Below are 20,534 nucleotides of genomic sequence, written 5' to 3' on the forward strand. Positions count from 1 at the left end.
TCCTCAACGTTCGCAGCTGACGGCTGGGGTTCTGAGCGGCACGGTCATCTTGCAGCAAGGGAAGTAGCCGCCCTTGTCGCGGTCGGACTGCCTGTAGAAGCAGAGCCCGACATCGACCGTCTCACCAGGATAATGGCCGGTGATGCCGATCGTGTGGGGCGCGCCGGGAGCATGCGACAGGGGTGAAGTCACCGCGACGCCTGGTGTCCTGGACAGAGCCTTGATCGAATCGCCGCCGAAGCCGGCAGAGTCGTGGAGATAGAGTTCGGCCTCGAGGCCGGAAGGCGTGCAGAAATACCTGACATCCTCGACATCGAGGCAAGGAGACACACCACCGGGGGGCGGGAAGTCGGGCGGATAGAAAGGTGGCAGGTAACCGCCGCCCGGTATCTGCTCATAATAGCCCGCACGGCCCTCGCAGGGGCGCCAGACCTCGACGTCGCCGACATGACCCTGAACCTCGGGACCTTGAACCTCGGAACCTTCAATCTCGGGGTCTTCGAAATAGCCGTCGAAGTCGACGAACCACGAGCTGAAGGGCGGCACGTTGGCCGGCTTGACCAGCGCCGTCGGCGTGATCTGGACACCGTGTACGGCAAGCGGGCCGCCAGCGGCGAGCTGTTCGGCGAGTGCTGGATTGTCGCGCAGTTTGTCGCCTGACTTAACCAGCGTGTCGGTGCAGACGCTCGTGTCGAGATTGCCGTCGGCGTCATAGCCATATTGCAGGTCAAGACCGCCGGCCGACTGCCGATTGTCTTGCGGGAAGCCGACCGCATATTCCTGCGGCATTTCCACCCAGACCGTGACCGTCGCCGGATCGTCCGGGTTTTCGCGCCAGTAGCGGATGACCTCGCCCTTGCCGGACTCGGCGAACTGGCTGTAGTCGTAGCGGTTTTCCACCGGGCCGCGCTGGGCCAGGTACATAAAGCCCTTGTTGTCGAAGGCGATATCGGTGACGGCGTGATCCTTGTCAGCCTTGACCGTCAACTCCCAGCGCGGGTCGCCGGCAAAGCTGCCGTCGCGGGTAACGCCAACCGACCAGATCTCGGCCTTTTCACCGACCGAATAATAGAGCCGGCCGCCATGATAGGCGACGGACCAGACCCTGCGCTCGTCCTGCGTGTAGCCCCAACTATCGGGATCTTCGCTGTCGAAGACCGCGCCCTCGATGTCCATCACCGAGCCATCGTCGGCAAGCGGGGCGAGCCCGTGCGCCGGGCGCCCGGCAACGCCGTGGTCGAACGTGTCGACCGGCGCGCCGTTGGCGTCGATGCGGTGGATGAGACCGGTGTCGAGGTCACTGGCGAAGAACTGGCGGTGAACATTGTCGAAAGAGATGTCGCCGACGCCGGGACCGCTGTTGGTATCGATATCGGCGAATTTGCTCACCTGGCCGGTGATGCCGTCGATCTTCCAGACCGTGCCCGGTCCGCCACCGCTCTCGGTGCCGAACTGACCGTCCATGAAGGTAGCGCCGGCAGCACCGCGACGCTGCCGCTCTGGGCGACCGTCCGCATCTTCGTCCGATGTGACGATGCGGATGCCGTGCAGCGAGGTGGCGCCGGCATAGAGGTTCGGAATGCCTGAGGGAACGCCATCGCGGACGCCGTCGTCATAGGTGATGCCGAACACCTGGCCGATCTGCCCAGCCGTCACTTCGAAGGGCGGCGGCGTGAAGACGAGCTGGCCGGAGGCCGGCCCGCCGAGCCTTGAAACGTCGAAAACGCGCAAGGTTGCGCGCGTCGTGTCGATGAAGGTTTCGTCGACCGGATCGACGCCGGGCGGCAAGCCCTCTTCGAAACTGGGGCCCTCTTCGAAATTGGGGCCCTCTTCGAAATTGGGAATGACGGTGCCGGAAAATCCGGTCACCGCCATCGAACCTGGATAAATGATCTGCGTTTCCTGCGCCTGAGCGGTACCGCCAAGCCACAGGGTGGTGGCGAGCGCCAGCGCCAGGAAGCCGCCGGTTGCCAAGAATCCACTGGTTAATTGGGTCGTACGGCGCAAGCAGCCAGCACGAGAGTGCACGAACGAGCCGTGGTCGCAAGACATGAAATTCCCCCCGCAGGCGACGGGAGAAACATCCGGCGTTGCCGCGCAAATCAGGGCAAGGCGCGACGTTCCGGCACGTTTTTCCCTGATCGAATTGTCTGCTTTCCTCATAGTCACGATACGCCGGCTCTTACGCAGGGTCAACGGAAGCAGCGGAAAGCCCAGCGCATCGACGCCGTCCCGAAAGCGGTGGTCGCACTGAGTTCCCGTTGTTCTCGGCGACCGTGGAATCTCTGGGTTTCCAGTCATGGGGCTTTCCTTTCCGGGGCCGCACCATGCGGCACCTGGGTGTCAGTCGCGAACGGACGCGGAAAGGTTCATGGGAAGCGCTGGACGGCCTGGGCTCACCGTGCCATGGCCGGGGAAGGGCCGGCCGGGCTGGCTCCGTCCCCCCGCAGGGCGGCTGGGGCAAAGGATGTTGGACGCCTTGCGCAGAATGCTTGCGCGCCGCGCAGCCTGTTCTTATATACGCGCCAAGCCGTTCGGTGCCGGAATGCCGGTTGCCGGAACGGGATTTCTTGTGAACAGGGGCTTTCGTCGGAACGCCTGTACGGGTCCTGAGAGCCTGCTTAGCGGAGAGACTAGAAAAATGGCAAAAGTAATCGGTATCGATCTGGGAACCACGAACTCCTGCGTCGCCATCATGGACGGCAAGGAGTCGAAGGTCATCGAGAATGCGGAAGGCGCGCGCACGACTCCTTCCATCGTCGCCATCAACAGTGATGGCGAGCGCCTCGTCGGCCAGCCGGCCAAGCGCCAGGCGGTCACCAATCCTGAAAACACCATCTTCGCGGTCAAGCGCCTGATCGGCCGCCGCTATGACGATCCGGTGACGGACAAGGACAAGAAGCTTGTCCCCTACAAGATCGTCAAGGGCGACAATGGCGACGCCTGGGTCGAAGCCGGCGGCAAGAAGCAGTCGCCCAGCCAGATTTCGGCGATGATCCTGCAGAAGATGAAGGAGACGGCGGAGGCCTATCTCGGCGAGAAGGTCGAGAAGGCGGTCATCACCGTTCCGGCCTATTTCAACGACGCCCAGCGCCAGGCCACCAAGGATGCCGGCAAGATCGCCGGCCTCGAAGTGCTGCGCATCATCAACGAGCCGACCGCGGCCGCACTTGCCTACGGCTTAGACAAGAAGGAAGGCAAGACCATTGCCGTCTATGACCTTGGCGGCGGCACGTTCGACATTTCGGTGCTCGAAATCGGCGATGGCGTCTTCGAGGTGAAGTCGACCAATGGCGACACCTTCCTCGGCGGCGAGGATTTCGACATGCGTCTGGTCGAATATCTGGCGGCCGAGTTCAAGAAGGAACAGGGTATCGACCTGCGGAGCGACAAGCTCGCCCTTCAGCGCCTCAAGGAAGCGGCCGAAAAGGCCAAGATCGAGCTGTCGTCCACCACGCAGACCGAGATCAACCTGCCCTTCATCACCGCCGATGCCACCGGCCCCAAGCACCTGACGCTGAAGCTGACGCGGGCGAAGTTCGAGAGCCTGGTCGAGGATCTCGTCCAGCGCACCATCGAGCCCTGCAAGGCGGCGCTCAAGGATGCCAGCCTGAAGGCTGGCGAAATCGACGAGGTCGTCCTGGTCGGCGGCATGACCCGCATGCCCAAGATCCAGGAGATCGTGAAGCAGTTCTTCGGCAAGGAGCCGCACAAGGGCGTCAATCCAGATGAGGTCGTCGCATTGGGCGCCGCCATTCAGGCCGGCGTGCTGCAGGGCGACGTCAAGGACGTGCTGTTGCTCGACGTGACGCCGCTGTCGCTCGGCATCGAAACGCTGGGTGGCGTGTTCACGCGGCTGATCGAGCGCAACACGACGATCCCGACCAAGAAGAGCCAGGTGTTCTCGACGGCCGAAGACAGCCAGTCGGCCGTGACCATCCGCGTGTTCCAGGGCGAGCGTGAAATGGCCGCCGACAACAAGGCGCTCGGCCAGTTCGACCTGGTCGGCATTCCGCCGGCGCCGCGTGGCGTGCCGCAGATCGAGGTCACTTTCGACATCGACGCCAACGGCATCGTCAACGTCTCGGCCAAGGACAAGGGCACCGGCAAGGAGCACCAGATCCGCATCCAGGCATCCGGCGGCCTTTCGGACGCCGACATCGAGAAGATGGTGAAGGACGCCGAAGCCAATGCCGAGGCCGACAAGAAGCGGCGTGCATTGGTCGAGGCCCGCAACCAGGCCGAGGCGCTGGTGCATTCCTCGGAGAAGTCGCTGAAGGAATATGGCGACAAGGTTTCCGAGGCCGACCGCACGGCGATCGCCGATGCGATCGCGGCGCTGAAGACCGCTGCCGAAGGCGACGACGCGGCCGAGATCGAGGCCAAGACGCAGGCGCTCGCCGAAACATCGATGAAGCTCGGCCAGGCCATGTACGAGGCTTCGCAGAAGGAAGCCGCGGAGGCTGACGCCAAGGCGGACGCCGCCAAGGACAGCGATGTGGTCGATGCCGACTTCGAGGAAATCGACGAGGACGACGACAAGAAGAAGTCGGCCTGAACCGTCTGACGGCAGATAAAGCGGAAAAGCCCGGCGCAAAGCCGGGCTTTTTTGCAACCCTTGCTGAAAAAATGCTGGGCTTGGCCGAAAAAATGCGAGCAATCCCGCGTCGACACTGGCATCCCGGCCCCATCGCACCTAAATCGGAACTGCGTGCCGGCGAACGACGCAACAGGGCTTCAAGACGTTGAATATCCGGACTGCAGGAAAAAATGAAAGCTGATTTCTACGAAACGTTGGGCGTGCAGAAGGGGGCCGACGAGAAGGAGCTCAAGAGCGCGTTCCGCAAGCTCGCCATGCAGTTCCATCCCGATCGCAATCCCGGCGATCATTCCTGCGAGCACAAATTCAAGGAAATCAACGAAGCCTACGAGACGCTGAAGGACCCGCAGAAGCGCGCGGCCTACGACCGTTTCGGCCACGCCGCCTTCGAACAGGGCGGCATGAATGGCGGCGCTCAAGGCTTCGGCGCCGGCGGTTTCGCCGACATCTTCGAGGATATCTTCGGCGACATGATGGGCGGGCGCCAGCGCCGCTCGTCCAGCGGCCGCGAGCGCGGCGCCGACCTGCGCTACAATATGGAAATCACGCTGGAGGAGGCATTCACCGGCAAGACCGCGCAAATTCGCGTCCCGGCCTCGATCTCCTGCACGGAGTGCTCCGGCAGCGGCGCCAAGCCTGGCACCCAGCCGGTCACCTGCTCGATGTGCAACGGCCACGGCAAGGTGCGCGCCACCCAGGGATTCTTTTCGATAGAGCGCACCTGCCCGCAATGCCAGGGGCGAGGCCAGACCATCAAGGAGCCGTGCCCGAAATGCGCCGGCCAAGGCCGCGTCACCGAGGAGCGCTCGCTGTCGGTCAACATCCCTGCCGGCATCGAGGACGGCACTCGCATCCGCCTTGCCAATGAGGGTGAGGCCGGCCTGCGGGGCGGTCCGTCGGGCGATCTCTATATCTTCCTGGCGGTCAAGCCGCACGAATTCTTCCAGCGCGACGGCGCCGATCTTTACTGCAAGGTGCCGATCTCGATGACGACCGCCGCCCTTGGCGGCTCCTTCGAGGTGGCGACGCTGGACGGCACCCAGACGAAAGTGAAGGTGCCGGAAGGCACCCAGAACGGCCGCCAGTTCCGTCTCAAGGGTAAGGGCATGCCGGTGCTGCGCCAGCACAACGTCGGCGATCTCTATATCCAGACCGCGGTCGAGACGCCGCAGAACCTTTCCCGCCGCCAGCGCGAGCTATTGGAGGAGTTCGAGCAGCTTTCCTCGAAGGATAATTCGCCCCAGTCGAGCGGCTTTTTCGCCCGCATGAAGGACTTTTTCGAAACCTTCGGCGAGCGCTGATGCCTATTCTTGCCAATCGGGTATAGAGTACAATTAGCGGAAGCTTCCCAAGCGTCATCAACATCTTATACCGACGTCCGCCTTGCCTTGGACACCGTAGCTGCTAAGTAGCCTCTCGGGGGAGCGTTCAGGAGAACTTGCATGGCACATGGTCCCGGATTGCGAAAGGCGCTGGCGGAAAAGTTCGACGACGAACTGAAGTTCTTCAAGGGCTGGATCGACAAGCCGAAGGCGGTCGGTTCAATCGTGCCGACCAGTTCCATCACCGCCCGCAAGATGGCCTCCGTCGTCAACCCGAAATCGGGCCTGCCAGTGCTCGAAGTCGGACCCGGTACCGGCGTCATCACCCGAGCCATCCTCGCCCAGGGCGTAAAGCCTGAAAATCTCTATGCGGTCGAATATTCCACTGATTTCGTGCGCCATCTGCGCCAGCTCTATCCTGATATCAACGTCATCGAGGGCGACGCCTTCAATCTCGATGCGACGCTCGGCGACAAGAGCGGACTGAAGTTCGATTCCGTCATCTCCGGCGTGCCGTTGCTCAATTTTCCAGTCGCCCAGCGCATCGCCTATATCGAAAGCCTTCTCGACCGCATCCCGGAGGGGCGCCCGATCGTACAGCTGACCTACGGCCCGCTGTCGCCGATCCCGCCCGGCCGCGGCGACTACACGGTCGAGCATTTCCATTTCGTCATTCGCAACATCCCGCCGACCCAGCTTTGGATCTACCGGCGCGGCAAGAGCAACTGAGACGGGGCTGAAAAGCCGGGCTTTCCTTGGTTACCAGCCGGGCGATCATGGCAAGGTGGGCTGGCTCGCCAATCGATCCAGAAATGCTGTCAGCCTTTCGAGCGCCTTTTCTCCGGCGCTGCTGTCGAGATCGAACTGATACTCATGCGGCAGGGCCGGGCTGTAATCGTTCGGAAAGAACAGCGTGTCGACGTCAACGCCCTGCGCCCTGATCGCCTCCGCCATCAGGGCGGATTGCGGCGCCAGCGGATCGGCATTGCCGACCGAGACGAACGCCGGCGGAAACTGTGGCGTCAGATGCCGGTTGACGGAGAATTCGGCAACGCGCGGGTCGTCACCCAATCGCTTCGTGCCGAGATATGACCAAATGACGGTCCTGATGAAATCCGCGAAAGGCCCTTCGGGCGTGACCATGGCAGCATCGTAGACACCGCAAAACAATGCGATGCCTCTCAGCTGCGTGCGCTCGATGGCGGGATTGACGCCGACTATGGCAGCATAGGCCGGATTGCCGACCGTAGCGGCCAACTGGGCGGCGATCTGCGAGCCCGCGGAATCGCCGGCGAGAAAAAGCCGGTTGGGATCGATCCGATAGCGGCCGGCATTGCGGGAAAGGAAGGCAAGCGCCTTGCCGGCCTGCAGGACCGGGGTCGGATAGCGCGCGCCCGGGGCAACCGAATAGCCGACGGAGACGGTGACATAGCCGCGTCCGGCCAGGATTTTCATGTAGTTGGAAACATCGGTCTTGTCTCCGGCAACGAAACCGCCGCCATGCACCCAGACGATTGCCGGCAAGGCTCGGCTAGGGGCCTGCGCCGGGAAGAAGACATCGAAACGCTCCTCCCGATTATCGCCATAGCGCTCGTCGCGCAGTTCGCCCACATTGGCTGGCACGTGCTTTTCAAGCGCGCGGTTCTTTTCCACGGCATCCCTGTGGAAGGCATAGCGGATCAGAAGGACCGAAGGCCATGGGCTGAAGCTGAACGCGGCGTAGCTCGCTGCGACGGCCGTCACCAGACCGACAAGGATATAGCCGACCCACCGCAATCTCATGGCTGCACCCTATACATGGCATTGGACTCCGGCAAAGCGCCAGTGCCAGGGCAGTTAACAAGCCTCTGCAATCTCGGCTATTGATTCGGTCCGTGCATCGCCTATAGCTGCAGGGACAGCAAGAGAACAGCGATGCCGGTTATCCCGAAAATTCTCGTCTTCGCGGGCTCGGTTCGGACTGGCGCCTACAGTGGCAGGACCGCCGATGTGGCGCAGAAGGAACTTGCCATGCAAGGCGCCGAGGTGACCCGCATCTCGCTTGCCGACTATCCGCTGCCGATCCTGGACGAGGACCTGGAAAAGGAAAAAGGCGTTCCCGAAAACGCCATCAAGCTTGCCCGCCAGATCGCCGCCCATGACGGGCTGCTGATCGCGACGCCCGAATATAACGGCTCCATCCCGCCGCTGCTCAAGAACACGATCGACTGGGTGAGCCGGGTGCGCCAGGATGGCGGCCGGTCGCTCAGGCCTTTCACCGGCAAGCCCGCCGGCCTTTGTTCATCTTCCAAGGGACACTTCGCCGGAGTACGCTGCATCAACCATCTGCGCGCCGTGCTGGTGCGCTGCCAGATGGAGGTGGTGACGCCGGAGTGCTCGGTGCCGGAAGGCGGCAACGCCTTCGACGAGGACGGGAATTTCAGGGACGAGAGACTGCACAGATCGATGGAGCACCTATGCCGCACGCTGATCGAAACCTCGCGCATGCTATCCACGCGGATCGAGACTTGATCCACGCCGAAGACACTATGCGAGACAGGCTGATCGTCGGCCTCGACGTGCCGACGCTGAAGGAAGCCGAGAAGGCGGTGCGCGAGCTCGACGGGGTCGTCTCCTTCTACAAGATCGGCTATCAGCTCGCCTTCGCCGGCGGCCTCGATTTCGCCCGCGAACTCGCCAGCGGCGGCACCAGGATCTTCCTCGACATGAAGCTGCTCGACATCGACAACACGGTGGCCAAGGGTGTCGAGGCCATCGTCAGGATGGGCATGACCATGCTGACGCTGCACGCCTATCCGAAGACGATGAAGGCAGCGGTCGAGGCCGCCAGGGGCAGCGATCTCTGCCTACTTGGCGTCACCGTGCTGACCTCGATGGACGAACAGGACGTGATCGACGCCGGCTATGAATATGACCCGCATACGCTGGTGCTGAGGCGCTCCGAGCAGGCCCTGCATGCCGGCATGGGCGGTGTCGTCTGCTCGGCCGAGGAAGCGGAAGCGGTGCGCCGGATCGTCGGGCCCAACATGGCCGTCGTCACGCCGGGAATACGGCCCAAGGGCAGCGACCATGGCGACCAGAAACGCGTGGTGACACCGGCGCAGGCGATCCGCAACGGCTCCAGCCATCTCGTCGTCGGCCGGCCGATCGTCGGCGCCGCCGACAGGCGGGCGGTCGCGGAAGCGATCCTTGATGAAATGCGCTCGGCCTGAGGACCAATTCCGAAACTCTACTCCGGCGGAGCGACTTTCAAAATCGGTCCGCGTAAGGCCAAAACCAGGAGAAAAGCATGCCCAAGGGATACTGGATCGCCCGCGTCGATGTGCGCGATGCAGAAGGCTACAAGGACTACGTCGCTGCCGCCAAACTGGCCTTCGACCGTTTCGACGCGAAATTCCTGGCGCGTGGCGGCGCGCATGAGAAGGCCGAAGGGCCGGGTCGCGACCGCAACGTGATCATCGAGTTTCCGTCATTGGCTGCGGCGCACGATTGCTACCACTCGCCCGAATACCAGCGCGCCGCCGCGATCCGCCAGAAGGTGGCCGACGGCGAGATCGTGCTGGTCGAGGGGTTTTAGTTCAGCGGCAACCACCGCTGCGATCAGACCGAATGCAGGATGTAAAGCTTGCGCGTTTTCTCGTGGATGGTCCATTCGCCCTCCCAGCCAAGCGGCAGGACAAGCAATTCGCCGGGTCCGACATCCTTGGCCGCGCCGTCGGGACCATGCAGCGTCACGCGGCCGGAGACGATGTGGCAAATCTCGGAATTCGTGTCTCGGCGCGCGGTGAACCGGCCCTGCGAACATTCCCAGACCCCGACTTCGATCTTGCCATCGTCCGAAGTCCAGAGGGTGTTGGCTGCTTCCAGCTGATCGCCCTCCACCGAGGTGGGTTTCAGCTGGGGATCGCCGAGGTCGATATGCGCAAGGTGCGCGAAGGTCTTGAAGTCGATCATTCCTAGGTCCTCGAGGTGATGCGGTTCAATGCCCGGTGATGCGATCAGCCAAGGCCGCCAGCCGCGATGTGCGCGGCAGCCCCTTTGCTTCCCGCTCGTCGGCAATTCGATAGAGCTGATACATGGAATGGACGCCGAGCCAGCGCAGCGGCTCCGGCTCCCATTTGCGCACGGTTCGATTGACCCAGGGAAGCCGCGTCAGGTCGGTGTCGTTGCCCAGCAGCAGATCCCTCAGTGTGCGTCCCGAGAGGTTCGAGGTGGACACGCCCAGGCCCACATAGCCGCCTGCCCACCCTATTCCGGTCTGCCTGTCAAAGCCCACCGTCGTGCACCAGTCGCGCGGCACCCCCAGCGTTCCACACCACGCATGGTCGAGCTTGAGTCCCTTGGTCTGCGGCAGAAGCGTCGTCAGGATCTTGTGCAGCTTGTCGATCGTCGCCTGCTGGGTGACGCCTCGAATGTCGGTCTTCGAGCCGAATCGATAAGGCACCCCGCGCCCGCCCATGGCAATGCGTCCTTCCCGGGTGCGCTGCGCGTAACAGTATGCGTGCGCGGCGTCGCCGAGCACCTCGTAGCCATCCCAGCCGATTTCGCTCCACAGCTTTTCGGATAACGGCTCGGTCACCACGATGGCGCTGTTGAGCGCCAACCAGAGTCTTTCGTGGCCGGCAATTCCTGCGGTGAAGCCCTCGGTCGCCCGCACGATCTTTTCAGCGCGCACCACGCCTCGGTTGGTTGCGACCTTGCCTTTTTCGATCGACAGCACGGTCGTCTGTTCGTAGATCGGAACACCGAGGCGCTCCACCGCCCTGGCGAGCCCCTGCACCAGCTTTGCGGGCTGAACCCGCGCAACTTTCTTGATGACGAAGGCGCCGCGCGCGTTGTGTACCGCTATGCGCCGGCGGGTCTCCGCAGCATCGATATACCCCACGCGTTCGTCGGTCAGCTCCCAGGATCTGGCATCGGCATACATCGCCCTGGCGCGCTGCTCCTGCGCCTCATTGGTTGCGACCAGCAGTTCGTCGGTACGGCGAATGTCGGCGTCGATGCCTTCGGTTTCCGCGACCGAGATGACCTCGTTCACCGTACCCGTCATCGCGGCCTGCATGGCGATGACCCCAGCGCGCGACGATGCCTGCTCATATTTTTCGCGCGACCATGAGAACCCGCCAGACAACCAGCCGCCATTGCGTCCCGAAGCGCCGAACCCGGCGAACTCCTTTTCGACGATGACAATGTTGAGGTGCGGGGCTGCCTGCTTCAGGTAATAGGCGGTCCAAAGGCCGGTGTAGCCGGCCCCAACGATGCAAACGTCGGCCACGATATCGCCCTGCAACGGCGGCCGATAGCCAGGCACGCCGCCGATGTCGGTATACCAGAACGAAACGTCGCCGTTCTTCTTCACGTCCATTGTCGCGATTTCCCAGGTAGGTTTCAGGTCAGCGTGAAATCGGCCTTTTCGTCGTCCGCCAGCAGCTTCACGTCGCTGCCCGCGAATATGAGGTCGACCTCGTCGCCGATAGCGAAGGTCTCGGCGTCCAGCGTCGAGCGCACGATCGCCTTGGAAGCGTCGGCCAGCACGACTTCGTACTTGGAGCCCGATCCGAGATAGATGGCCTCGCCGACGCGCCCGGGCAGGGTGTTTCGATCCTGTCCGGCCTTCCCCCGTCTGGCGAGGCTCAGCTTCTCCGGCCGCAGCAGCATCACGGGTTTGGCGCCGTCGGGAAGGCGTTTGGCGGTGGCCACTTTCCGTCCGGCTATGTCGATGGCGGTCTCGTCGCCGGAGGTGGAGGCCGCGCCACGCAGTATCGTTGAGTCGCCGACGAACTTTCCGACGAACAGGGTCTCGGGCTCGTCGTAGAGTTGGCGACCGGTGCCGATCTGCTCGATGCGTCCCTGGTTGAAGACGGCGATGCGGTCAGAGAGGACCAGGGCCTCCTCCTGGTCGTGTGTGACGTAGACGAAGGTGGTGCCCAATTCCCGGTGGATTCGTTTGATCTCGAGTTGCAGCCATTCACGCAACTTCTTGTCGAGCGCGCCGAGCGGCTCGTCCATCAGGAGCAGCGGCGGGTCGAAGACGATGGCGCGGGCTAGCGCAACGCGCTGCTGCTGCCCGCCGGAGAGCTCGCTGGGGAAGCGGTGGCCGAAATCCTCCATCTTCACCATGTCCAGGGCCTTGCGCACCCGAGCCTCGCGATCGGGATTGGCGATGCCGCGCAAGGTCAGTGGATATGCGACGTTCCTGCTCACCGTCATGTGCGGAAACAGTGCGTAATGCTGAAAGACCACGCCGATGTTGCGTTTGTGCGCCGGTACGCCGATGACGCTCTTGCCGCCAACATCAAGCGAACCCGAGCTGACCTCGGTGAAGCCGGCGATGACGTTGAGCGTGGTCGTCTTGCCTGAACCGCTGGGCCCGAGCAGCGTCATGAACTCCCCCGGTTCGATGTGCAGCGAGACGTTATCGAGAGCGACGAAGCTGCCATAGTGTTTGGCGACAGACCTGAGATCGATGGCTGCGCCGCGGGTCGATGGTGAAGCCATGTCAACGTTTTCCCTGTCTCGAACCGATCAGCAGCCCCGCCCCGATCACCAGCGACGTCGCGATGAAGAGCAGCGTGCCCACCGCTGCAACGGTGGGGTCGGCGTCGCGGGTGATGCTGGAGAAGATTTGGACCGGCAGTGTCTTCAGGTAGGGGCTGGTGATGAACAGCGCGACGATGATTTCGTCGAATGAGGTTACGAACGCAAACAGCAGGCCCGACAGGATGCCCGGCGCAATCAACGGCAACGTCACTGTCCTGAACGCCGTCAGCCGGGTCGCGCCGAGGCTCGCCGCAGCAGTCTCCAGCCGTTTGTCGAAGACTTCGAGGCTGGCGGAAACGGCGATGATGACGAAAGGGACGGCGAGCATCGTGTGGGCCAGCACGAAGCCGGTCATGGTGCCGACCAACTGCGTATCGAGATAGACCGCATAGATTCCGACGGCGAGCACCACTCCGGGCACGACCATTGGCGTGATCAGAAGGGCGCGAAGCACGCCGCTGACGCGGCTTTTCATGCGATCGAGGCCGAATGCCGCCAGCGTGCCGATGACGGTGGCGAACACCGCCGTGACGACGGCAACCTTGAGCGAACCGACCAGGCTCGCCGACCATTCGGGGTTGGTGAAAAAGTTCTGGTACCACTGCCAGGAAAAGCCGGATGGCGGAAAGGCCAGCGACTTCTTGTCGTTGAACGACATCGGCACGACGACGATTGTCGGTGCGACCAGCCAGACCGCGACGAGCAGGCAGAACAGACCGAGCAGGATTCGACCGGGCTGTTTCATCAGCGTCCCGAGCCCGTCTTGTGCGGTTGGCGCGTCAGCGGTGCTGCGAGCGCGAGCAGGACGAAGGTCGCTATCAACAACACCACACCCATCGCACCGCCGCGCCCCCAGTTGAGCAGGCTGAGCACCTGGTTCTGGATCAGGGTCGAAAGCATGGTCGAACGCGGACCGCCGAGCAGCGCGGGGGTGATATAGAACCCGAGCGCAAGAATGAACACGATGATGGCGCCCGCGTAGACGCCCGGAAGCGAGAGCGGCAGATAGACCTGGGCAAAGGCGCGCGCCGGGCTCGCGCCGAGGCTTCGTGCCGCCTGCATGAGCCGCAGGTCGATCGTCTTCATCACCGAATAGAGCGGCAGGATCATAAACGGCAACAGCACCTGCGCCATGCCGATCACCACGCCCGTCTGCGTGCGGATCAGCTTGACCGAACCGAGGCCGGCGGCGCGGATGACGGAGTTGATCACGCCGGAGTCCTGCAAAAGGATGACCCATGCCAGGGTGCGCACCACGCCGCTCACCCAGAACGGCACCAGCACGCAGAGGATGAGGATGAGCCGCATCTTGGGTCCGACCGCAGTCATCAGGTAGGCATAGGGATAGCCTGCAATGAGACATACCAATGTCACCCATGCGGAGATCGTGAAGGTCCGCTGAAGCACGGTCAGGTTGACCGGTGTGCCGAAAAACCAGGCGTAGTTCTGCCATCCCCATTGCGGCTCGGAAAAGCTGCGCAAGGTCACGATGGCGAGCGGCAGGCCCAGGCAGATGACGAGCAGCAGCAGCGCCGGCGCGACAAGCCAGAAAGCCTGTCCCCGAAACCAGCGCCGCCGATCGTCTGCCGCGACAGCCGGAACAGCGGTCCGGCTGTCGGTTGCTCTCGCTGTCACAGCGGCGAACCTAGTTGCCCGCCATCAACGCGTTCCATTTTTCGTTCGCCACCTCAAAATTCTCCACCCAGAACTTGATGTTCTGCTGATAGCCAAGCTTCAGCTTGTCCGGCGTGTTGGTCATGAACGCCGCGGTGACCTCATCCACTTCGGGCTTCGCGTCCTTGTGGATCGGGGTATACGAGGTGGTTTTTGCAAGCGTCTCCTGTGCGCTCTTGCCGACATAGGCGTTGATCAGCGCATGCGCCGCGTCGGGATCCTTGACGCCCATCGGGATGGTCATCTGGTCCATCACGACCAGCCAGTCCTGCCACACCGGCGTGTACGCCGCACCGTTCTTCACCGCGGTCATGGCACGTCCTGTCCACATCGCGATCATGTCAGCTTCGCCGGATTCGGCGAGCTGCTGGGAATCGGCGCCGGTCTTCCAGAAGATCGTGTCCGGACCGAGCGACTTCACCTTCTCGATAGCCTTGTCGATATCGGCCACCGTCATGTTTTCCACCGACCCGCCGGCCGCGAGCAGCGCCTGCTCGATCATTCCGCCCGACAGATCACCGCTGCCCTCCAGAGCGCGCGAGCCCGGAAACTTCTCGATGTCGAAAAAATCCTTCCAGCTCTTGGGCGGGTTATCCTTGTACTTTTCGGTGTTGTACATCAGCACAACGCCATAGTTCATGGCCGGCACACTGCATTCGCTGATCTGGCCCTCTGGAATGTTGGACGTATCGATCTTCGAGAGGTCCAACTTCTGAAACAGCTTGCCGCAATAGACGTAGGGCGGGAAATCGCCGGTATCGACAACGTCCCAGGTCACATTGCCGGACTCGACCTGAGCCTGCAGTTTTGAGATTTCGGTCGGCCCGTCGCTGAGCAGCGTCACACCGGACTTGTCGACGAATTCCTTTAGCGCGGCGATCTGACCATCCTGATAAATGCCTCCATACGAGACGAAGGTAAGCGTCTTGTCCTTCAGCGAGCCCTCGGCCACCTCGCCCGCCACGGGTTTGCTCTGTGCAAGCGCTGCGGTCGTGATCATCAGCAGCCCGAGCGCGGTCACCTGTCCGATCTTCTTCATGTTTTATCTCCCATTAACGTACACCCGCATTACTTCTGTCCACCCGGCTGCGAGCCTTGTCCGGGCATGTATTGATTGAGTTCCGCCGCGCCGCTGGTCGGGGGCGCGATGATCCAGAGCACCTGCGCCGGCGTCTTGCCGATGTTCACCGTGCGATGCGGCGTCGAGGTTGCATACTCGATGCTGTCGCCCTCGTTCATGACGAAGCGCTCGTCTGCCAGCGTCAGCTCGACTGTTCCCTTCAGAACGACGAACATCTCGTGCTTGCCGCCATGCGTGTAAGCATCGTTGCCGGTCGAGCCGCCGACGTCAAAATCGCCCGAATAGACCTCGAATTCATGGATCGGCCGCCGCGACAGCAACGTCTTTCGACAACCATGACTGATCGGCAGCAGGGGGCGGTCGGCTCTGGTGAGCACCTTGTGGAATCCACCTTCAGTCTGCTCGAACAGGTCGTTGATGCCGAGATCCAACGCAGCTGCGATCCGCATCAGGGTGCTGGCGCTGGCTCCGGTCAGATTGCGCTCGAGCTGGCTGATGAAGCTCGCCGTCGTGCCGATCATGTCGGCCAGTTGGCGAAGCGAAATGCGTCGGGCCGTGCGTATGGCCTTGATCCGCTCGCCGACATGCTTCGCCCTGCCTGCTTCCGCCGCCGCCAACACGGCCACCTCCGGGGATGTCGCAGGGTCGACTGTCACCAAGTTCCTCCTTCACTTAACACCCTATTAAGTGAAACGCCGGAACGCAAGCCATTTGTGAAGACACGGGCTCATGGGTCGCCGGCGCAGCTGCGCATGCAGGCGCTGCTCATTTCGCTGGCGGACTTGGCTGCATGGTTCGGGGCAGCATTACGCAGGATTTTCTGCTTAAGGCGCGGCCATTCGGCGAAAACGGCTCGCAGCGGTCTCGGCCATCGCATCGGCGAGGCCCATCTCCCATTGCGTACGGCAATAGGCGCGGAAATCAAAGCAGGGCAGGCCGGGGCAGACTTCGAACTCGATAAGATGGACGGTATCATCGGCTTCGACGCGGAAATCGATGGAAAACACATCCCGCAGGCCAAGCCCGGCCGTCAGGCTTTCGGCGACCCGTCGGATCCTTGCATCGGCTCGCAGCTGGCTGGCGACGACCGGCAGCAGTTCGGGCTCGGCATATGTTCCTGCCGCCTTGGCAGCCGCGCCGGTGTCGCCGTAGAGCGCCAGGCTGTCCTCCATGGTCTGGAAATCACCACCCGAATCGACAAAGGCGATACCGAGCGCCTCGACGCCGGTATCCGGCTTCAGGCCGAGAAAACTGGCGCGCGCATTGCGCCCGGCGACATAGGGTTGCACGACGACATCGTCACGATAGGCGGCGAAGACACGCCGGCTGAGTTCCAGCGCGTGGCCAAGATCACTGCTGCGCGAATCCGGCCAGATGCCGATCTTGGCACCGAGCCGATTCGGCTTGACGAACCAGCCGGCCGGCGAAGGCGGTGGCTCGACCAGCCAGCGGCCGTCGCGGGCCAGCCCGGCTTGCGGTACAGGCAGGCCGAGCGCGCCGAGCACGGCGCCGGAGCGGAACTTGTCCTGACAAAGCGCAAACAGCGCATCATCGGCGCCGATCGTCTTCAGGCCGTTCAGCCTTGCCAGAGCCGGTGCTGCACCGCCGCGGAAATAGGCGACGCCGTCGGTTAGCGTCCAGACAAGCGTGGTCAGCGGGTCTTCGCCGGCAAGCGCGCCTGCGGCATCGTCAAGCGCCACCGGCGCGAAGGACAGGCCGCGCGCCTGGCAGGCTGCGGCCAGCGCGTCGAACTCAGGCGCCATGTCGGTCGACTGCGCCAGATAGGAGGCGATTTCGGCGGCGCGCGCCGGCACGTGACCATCGGCGACCAGTCGATCGAAGCAGGCCTTTTCCGGCTCGTAGACAAGGAACAGCTTCGGCTTCTGCTTCGACATGCGATGAGCGATTCCTGGCAGCGCGATTGCCTACCATCGCACGGCGAATGTATCAGGCTTTCGCGAAAAACCGACGCCAGCCGGACGTTCGCACGACAGTTAGATGTGCTCAGGCAATCAGCACGCGCGGCTCGATGCGGCCGTTGACCGGAATGTCGAGCAGAAACGTCATGCCGGCTTGCGGGTCCAGCAGGCGCTGTTTCTCATCCTTCCCCGACCAGGCGGAGGTGACCGCCAGGCGGTCGGCATTCCTGCCGACGAAGGCCGGACAGGACGGTTGCGTCACCGGCGTCGCGATCGAACGGACGAGCCTGCCGTCGGGGCCGTAGGCTTCCACGACGCTGCCGCCCCAACAGGCGTTCCACAAGATGCCATCGCGATCGAGCACCGAACCGTCGATATAGCCCTTGGCCTTGCGGTGATCGACGAAGATCTTCGGCTCGCCAGCCGGCAGGCCGGTCGCCGGATCGCAGTCGACCCGCATCAGCAGGCCGGTGCTGGTATCGGTGTAATAAGCGACCGTTCCATCTTCGGAAAAGCAGATCGAGTTCGACACGGTGATGCCCGAATAAAGCCGGCGCAGTTCACCCCTGAAGAACCAGTAGATCGAGCCGGCGGCTTTTTCTTCGCCCTTGCCCATCGTGCCGACCCAGAAGGCACCGCAGGGATGGACACGCGAATCGTTCGAGCGGGTGACCGCATTGTCGGCTTCGATCGGCGTGTGCAGCGTCAGCTTGCCGGTCGCCACGTCACGGACATGCAAGCCGGTTTCGGTGGCGATCAGCTGTCTGGTGTCATCGATGACGGCGATGGCGCTGGCCATCTGGCCAAGCTCATGGATCTTGACCACATCGCTGGAAAGGGGTTTTTCCAGAAGCTGACCGTTGACGATGTCGAACCAGTAGAGCGTATCGGTGGCGGGATCATAGCTCGGCCCTTCGCCGAGCTGGCAGACATGGTCGGAAAAAACCGAAACGATGACTTCGCTCATCGCGCGGCTCCAAACGCCGCGTCCCAGGCTCCTGCGGCAGCACGGGCCCGCGCGGCCACCTCGTCGACGCTCATTTCAGGCTTGAACAGGCTGGAGCCGAGGCCGAAGACGCTGACGCCCGCCGCCTTGTAGCCGGCAAAGTCCTTTTCCGAAACACCGCCGACCGCGCCGACCAGTGTCTCGGCGGGCAAAACCGCGCGCATCGCCGCAATCCCCGCCGCGCCAAGTACGCTCGCCGGGAAGAATTTCAGCGCCGAGGCGCCGAGCCGGATCGCCTGGAAGGCCTCGGTCGGCGTGAACACGCCGGGCATCGTCACCATGCCGTAATTCATCGCGCGGCCCATGACCTCGGCGTCGATGTTGGGGCTGACCAGCAGCCGCCCGCCGGTCTTGTGCAGGCGATCGACATCGGCTGATGTCAGCACAGTCCCGGCGCCGACCAATGCTGTCACTGGAAGAGCCTCGACAATGCTGGCGATCGACGCAAACGGGTCCGGCGAATTGAGCGGTACTTCGATCGCTTCGATGCCGGCCTCGAAGATCGCCCGGCCGACGGCCACCGCCTCGTCCGGTCTGAGGCCGCGCAGGATGGCGACAAGCCCGCGCCCGAGCTTCGGAAAAGGTGCGGTCTCGGTCATGCGGCAACTCCGCTTCCAGCAATCATGCCATTTTCACGCGCCGCCTCGACCAGGCCGGCACGCACCGCCTCATCGGCATCGACGGTCCGAACCGCAAGACCAGCAAGGCCAAGAGCTTCAGTGTAGAGCGCGCCGAGCGCGCCGGAAGCGACCAGCACGACGAACGACGCGCCGTTTCCATGGCGGCGACTGGCCGAGGCGATCTCGCCGCCGATCAGCAGCCCGGACAGGCAAGCAGCGGCATCATCGGGCTTCAGCTCCTGCAGCAGGCCCGCGGCGCGGATCGAGAACAGTCTCGACGTGACATCGCCGCCATCGGCCAGCGCTTGTTCGCACCAACGCCGGAAGAACGGATGCCCTGGTGCAACCGGCTTGGGCTGCTCGCCCAGCGAGTGCCGCAGGATCGAATGCGTCGCCAGCACCGAAAACAGCTCGCCGGTCGGCCAGGTGCCAAAACCGGCAACAGTGCCGTCCTCGACCAGGACCCATTTGGAGTGGGTGCCGGGCATGCAGACGAGATGGCGGCCCTTTGCCGGCAAACCGGCGCCGGCAAGCTGCGTTTCCTCGCCGCGCATGACGTCGGGTGCGTCGGCTTGGCGTTGGGCAAGCCCCGGCACGATGCGGATGTCGCGGCGCTGGCCGGGAATGCGCGTAGCACCCGCCAGGATGGCGCCAATCGGCGCCGGCACGGTAACATAGGGCGCCTCCAGCCAGCCCTGGCGGGAGCCGGCCATGCCGCAAATGATGACGGGCATCGCTTCCGGCGCGCCCATCGCCGTCAGATGTCCTTCGAGGATGGTCGAAAAGCCGGCGGCCTGCGCGGTGATCAGCCCATCGTCGCCGCGACGTTCGGCAAGGACGTTTCCGGCCTCATCGACAAGCCAGACCCTGAGGCGGGTGGTGCCCCAATCGACCGCCGCGACGGCCGGCGCCTTGCCCGGAAATCCCAGGCTCAAAGGAAGCCCCCATCGACGATCAGCATCTGAGCCGTCAGCATGCGCGAAGCGTCCGACGCCAGGAACAGCACCGTGCCGACAATATCTTCCGGCTGCATCACCCGCTTGATGCATTGCTTGGCAACGTGGGCGGCGAGCGCCTGTTCGGTGACCCAGAGCTCCTTCTGCCGCTCGGTGATCACCCAGCCGGGTGCGATCGCATTGACGCGAATGCCGTCGACGCCAAGCTTGCCGGCCAGCCCCTTGGTCAGGCCGACGATACCGGCCTTGGCCGCGGTATAGGCCGGCATGTCGGGGTGGTTGATCAGAAACGACGTCGAGGTGAAGTTGATGATCGAGCCACCGCCGGCGCGCATCATGCCCGGCGCCACCGCCTGTGCGGAGAAGAAATGCGGACGCAGATTGATCGCCTGGTTGTTGTCCCAGAATTCCACCGTGACGTCTTCCACCGCGTGGCGATCGTCAAGTGCTGCATTGTTGACCAGCACGGTGATGTCGCCATGCGCCTCGGCGGCGCTGGCGACTGATGCACGCAGCGCCTCGATGTCGCGTATGTCTGTCTTGAGATAGAGGGGTCGCCGGCCGAGATCCCTCTCGATGCGGTCGGCCAGTGCTGCGCTCGGGCCGTCGGCGATGTCGATGAAGGCGACCTTCGCTCCCTGGCGGGAAAAACCTTCCGTCAGCGCCGCGCCGATGCCGGAGCCGCCGCCGGTGATCAGCACCGAAGCGCCTTCAAGGTCGGCAAAACGCGCCGATGGCATCATGATTTCTTCTCCGCAAGATCAAAAGGGCTGCAGCGTCCTTTGCGGGTCCAAACGGACGCGGCGCTGTGGTTTG

At 63.3% G+C, this 20,534-nt stretch carries 20 protein-coding genes; 6 read left to right on the top strand and 14 right to left on the bottom strand.

Features of this window, described 5'->3' with window-relative positions; translation table 11 throughout:
* Positions 1-3 precede the first annotated feature (3 nt).
* The gene (locus E5X88_RS20660) at positions 4-2,301 is read right to left on the bottom strand and encodes a hypothetical protein (protein WP_292164542.1); all 2,298 of its coding nucleotides are present in this window, start codon (positions 2,299-2,301) and stop codon (positions 4-6) included.
* Between the two features lie 340 nt (positions 2,302-2,641).
* Here E5X88_RS20660 and dnaK point away from each other — a divergent pair, with 340 nt between their 5' ends.
* From dnaK to pmtA, 3 genes are all read left to right on the top strand, one after another.
* On the top strand, positions 2,642-4,558 hold the full coding sequence (dnaK, locus tag E5X88_RS20665) for a molecular chaperone DnaK (RefSeq protein ID WP_292164544.1): 1,917 nt from the start codon (positions 2,642-2,644) through the stop codon (positions 4,556-4,558).
* Positions 4,559-4,770: 212 nt separating this feature from the next.
* A complete protein-coding gene (gene dnaJ / locus E5X88_RS20670; protein WP_292164545.1) occupies positions 4,771-5,901 on the top strand; it encodes a molecular chaperone DnaJ in 1,131 nt (376 codons plus the stop codon).
* A 141-nt stretch (positions 5,902-6,042) separates the two neighbouring features.
* Complete coding sequence (gene pmtA / locus E5X88_RS20675) at positions 6,043-6,651, top strand: phospholipid N-methyltransferase PmtA (RefSeq protein WP_292164546.1); 609 nt, start codon at positions 6,043-6,045, stop codon at positions 6,649-6,651.
* A 45-nt stretch (positions 6,652-6,696) separates the two neighbouring features.
* Here pmtA and E5X88_RS20680 read toward each other — a convergent pair whose 3' ends face one another.
* Positions 6,697-7,704, bottom strand: coding sequence for an alpha/beta hydrolase (locus tag E5X88_RS20680; protein WP_292164547.1), 1,008 nt, complete (start codon positions 7,702-7,704; stop codon positions 6,697-6,699).
* Positions 7,705-7,836: 132 nt separating this feature from the next.
* Between E5X88_RS20680 and E5X88_RS20685 the strand changes: the two genes are divergently transcribed.
* From E5X88_RS20685 to E5X88_RS20695, 3 genes are all read left to right on the top strand, one after another.
* The gene (locus E5X88_RS20685; protein WP_292164549.1) at positions 7,837-8,433 is read left to right on the top strand and encodes an NADPH-dependent FMN reductase; all 597 of its coding nucleotides are present in this window, start codon (positions 7,837-7,839) and stop codon (positions 8,431-8,433) included.
* Positions 8,434-8,450: 17 nt separating this feature from the next.
* Positions 8,451-9,134, top strand: a complete 684-nt coding sequence (gene pyrF / locus E5X88_RS20690) for an orotidine-5'-phosphate decarboxylase (RefSeq protein ID WP_292164638.1) — start codon at positions 8,451-8,453, stop codon at positions 9,132-9,134.
* 77 nt (positions 9,135-9,211) lie between these two features.
* Entirely contained in the window at positions 9,212-9,499 is a 288-nt protein-coding gene (locus E5X88_RS20695) for a DUF1330 domain-containing protein (protein ID WP_292164551.1), read from the top strand.
* A 23-nt stretch (positions 9,500-9,522) separates the two neighbouring features.
* Here the strand turns inward: E5X88_RS20695 and E5X88_RS20700 are convergent, their stop codons facing one another.
* From E5X88_RS20700 to E5X88_RS20755, 12 genes are all read right to left on the bottom strand, one after another.
* Positions 9,523-9,876, bottom strand: coding sequence for a cupin domain-containing protein (locus tag E5X88_RS20700; protein WP_292164553.1), 354 nt, complete (start codon positions 9,874-9,876; stop codon positions 9,523-9,525).
* Positions 9,877-9,901: 25 nt separating this feature from the next.
* Complete coding sequence (locus tag E5X88_RS20705) at positions 9,902-11,287, bottom strand: FAD-binding oxidoreductase (RefSeq protein WP_292164554.1); 1,386 nt, start codon at positions 11,285-11,287, stop codon at positions 9,902-9,904.
* A gap of 23 nt (positions 11,288-11,310) precedes the next feature.
* Positions 11,311-12,420 carry an ABC transporter ATP-binding protein gene (locus tag E5X88_RS20710; protein ID WP_292164556.1) on the bottom strand — a complete coding sequence of 370 codons (1,110 nt, stop codon included), beginning with the start codon at positions 12,418-12,420 and terminating at the stop codon, positions 11,311-11,313.
* A gap of 1 nt (position 12,421) precedes the next feature.
* Entirely contained in the window at positions 12,422-13,207 is a 786-nt protein-coding gene (locus tag E5X88_RS20715; RefSeq protein ID WP_292164557.1) for an ABC transporter permease, read from the bottom strand.
* Positions 13,207-14,097: an ABC transporter permease gene (locus E5X88_RS20720; protein WP_292164559.1), complete on the bottom strand. Its 891-nt coding sequence runs from the start codon at positions 14,095-14,097 to the stop codon at positions 13,207-13,209. The genes E5X88_RS20715 and E5X88_RS20720 overlap by 1 nt, the downstream gene beginning before the upstream one ends.
* Positions 14,098-14,107: 10 nt before the next feature.
* Positions 14,108-15,175 carry an extracellular solute-binding protein gene (locus E5X88_RS20725; RefSeq protein WP_292164561.1) on the bottom strand — a complete coding sequence of 356 codons (1,068 nt, stop codon included), beginning with the start codon at positions 15,173-15,175 and terminating at the stop codon, positions 14,108-14,110.
* A 29-nt stretch (positions 15,176-15,204) separates the two neighbouring features.
* Positions 15,205-15,873: an XRE family transcriptional regulator gene (locus E5X88_RS20730; protein ID WP_292164562.1), complete on the bottom strand. Its 669-nt coding sequence runs from the start codon at positions 15,871-15,873 to the stop codon at positions 15,205-15,207.
* A 168-nt stretch (positions 15,874-16,041) separates the two neighbouring features.
* Positions 16,042-17,112: a D-alanine:D-lactate ligase-like protein gene (locus E5X88_RS20735; protein ID WP_292164563.1), complete on the bottom strand. Its 1,071-nt coding sequence runs from the start codon at positions 17,110-17,112 to the stop codon at positions 16,042-16,044.
* A 109-nt stretch (positions 17,113-17,221) separates the two neighbouring features.
* Positions 17,222-18,103 (bottom strand): SMP-30/gluconolactonase/LRE family protein, encoded by an 882-nt coding sequence (locus E5X88_RS20740; protein ID WP_292164565.1) that lies wholly within the window; start codon positions 18,101-18,103, stop codon positions 17,222-17,224.
* Positions 18,100-18,741, bottom strand: a complete 642-nt coding sequence (locus tag E5X88_RS20745) for a 2-dehydro-3-deoxy-6-phosphogalactonate aldolase (RefSeq protein WP_292164568.1) — start codon at positions 18,739-18,741, stop codon at positions 18,100-18,102. The genes E5X88_RS20740 and E5X88_RS20745 overlap by 4 nt, the downstream gene beginning before the upstream one ends.
* Complete coding sequence (locus E5X88_RS20750; RefSeq protein ID WP_292164570.1) at positions 18,738-19,697, bottom strand: 2-dehydro-3-deoxygalactonokinase; 960 nt, start codon at positions 19,695-19,697, stop codon at positions 18,738-18,740. The genes E5X88_RS20745 and E5X88_RS20750 overlap by 4 nt, the downstream gene beginning before the upstream one ends.
* Entirely contained in the window at positions 19,694-20,461 is a 768-nt protein-coding gene (locus E5X88_RS20755; protein WP_292164572.1) for an SDR family oxidoreductase, read from the bottom strand. The genes E5X88_RS20750 and E5X88_RS20755 overlap by 4 nt, the downstream gene beginning before the upstream one ends.
* Positions 20,462-20,534: the final 73 nt, after the last annotated feature.

It is taken from the genome of Mesorhizobium sp. (genome assembly GCF_004962245.1).
Classification (GTDB): domain Bacteria; phylum Pseudomonadota; class Alphaproteobacteria; order Rhizobiales; family Rhizobiaceae; genus Mesorhizobium.

Bases quoted from the DNA above. Each gene is read 5' to 3' on its own strand.
- E5X88_RS20660 (WP_292164542.1), bottom strand. From the start codon at position 2,301: ATGACTGGAAACCCAGAGATTCCACGGTCGCCGAGAACAACGGGAACT.
- dnaK (WP_292164544.1), top strand. From the start codon at position 2,642: ATGGCAAAAGTAATCGGTATCGATCTGGGAACCACGAACTCCTGCGTC.
- dnaJ (WP_292164545.1), top strand. From the start codon at position 4,771: ATGAAAGCTGATTTCTACGAAACGTTGGGCGTGCAGAAGGGGGCCGAC.
- pmtA (WP_292164546.1), top strand. From the start codon at position 6,043: ATGGCACATGGTCCCGGATTGCGAAAGGCGCTGGCGGAAAAGTTCGAC.
- E5X88_RS20680 (WP_292164547.1), bottom strand. From the start codon at position 7,704: ATGAGATTGCGGTGGGTCGGCTATATCCTTGTCGGTCTGGTGACGGCC.
- E5X88_RS20685 (WP_292164549.1), top strand. From the start codon at position 7,837: ATGCCGGTTATCCCGAAAATTCTCGTCTTCGCGGGCTCGGTTCGGACT.
- pyrF (WP_292164638.1), top strand. From the start codon at position 8,451: ATGCGAGACAGGCTGATCGTCGGCCTCGACGTGCCGACGCTGAAGGAA.
- E5X88_RS20695 (WP_292164551.1), top strand. From the start codon at position 9,212: ATGCCCAAGGGATACTGGATCGCCCGCGTCGATGTGCGCGATGCAGAA.
- E5X88_RS20700 (WP_292164553.1), bottom strand. From the start codon at position 9,876: ATGATCGACTTCAAGACCTTCGCGCACCTTGCGCATATCGACCTCGGC.
- E5X88_RS20705 (WP_292164554.1), bottom strand. From the start codon at position 11,287: ATGGACGTGAAGAAGAACGGCGACGTTTCGTTCTGGTATACCGACATC.
- E5X88_RS20710 (WP_292164556.1), bottom strand. From the start codon at position 12,420: ATGGCTTCACCATCGACCCGCGGCGCAGCCATCGATCTCAGGTCTGTC.
- E5X88_RS20715 (WP_292164557.1), bottom strand. From the start codon at position 13,207: ATGAAACAGCCCGGTCGAATCCTGCTCGGTCTGTTCTGCCTGCTCGTC.
- E5X88_RS20725 (WP_292164561.1), bottom strand. From the start codon at position 15,175: ATGAAGAAGATCGGACAGGTGACCGCGCTCGGGCTGCTGATGATCACG.
- E5X88_RS20735 (WP_292164563.1), bottom strand. From the start codon at position 17,112: ATGTCGAAGCAGAAGCCGAAGCTGTTCCTTGTCTACGAGCCGGAAAAG.
- E5X88_RS20740 (WP_292164565.1), bottom strand. From the start codon at position 18,103: ATGAGCGAAGTCATCGTTTCGGTTTTTTCCGACCATGTCTGCCAGCTC.
- E5X88_RS20745 (WP_292164568.1), bottom strand. From the start codon at position 18,741: ATGACCGAGACCGCACCTTTTCCGAAGCTCGGGCGCGGGCTTGTCGCC.
- E5X88_RS20755 (WP_292164572.1), bottom strand. From the start codon at position 20,461: ATGATGCCATCGGCGCGTTTTGCCGACCTTGAAGGCGCTTCGGTGCTG.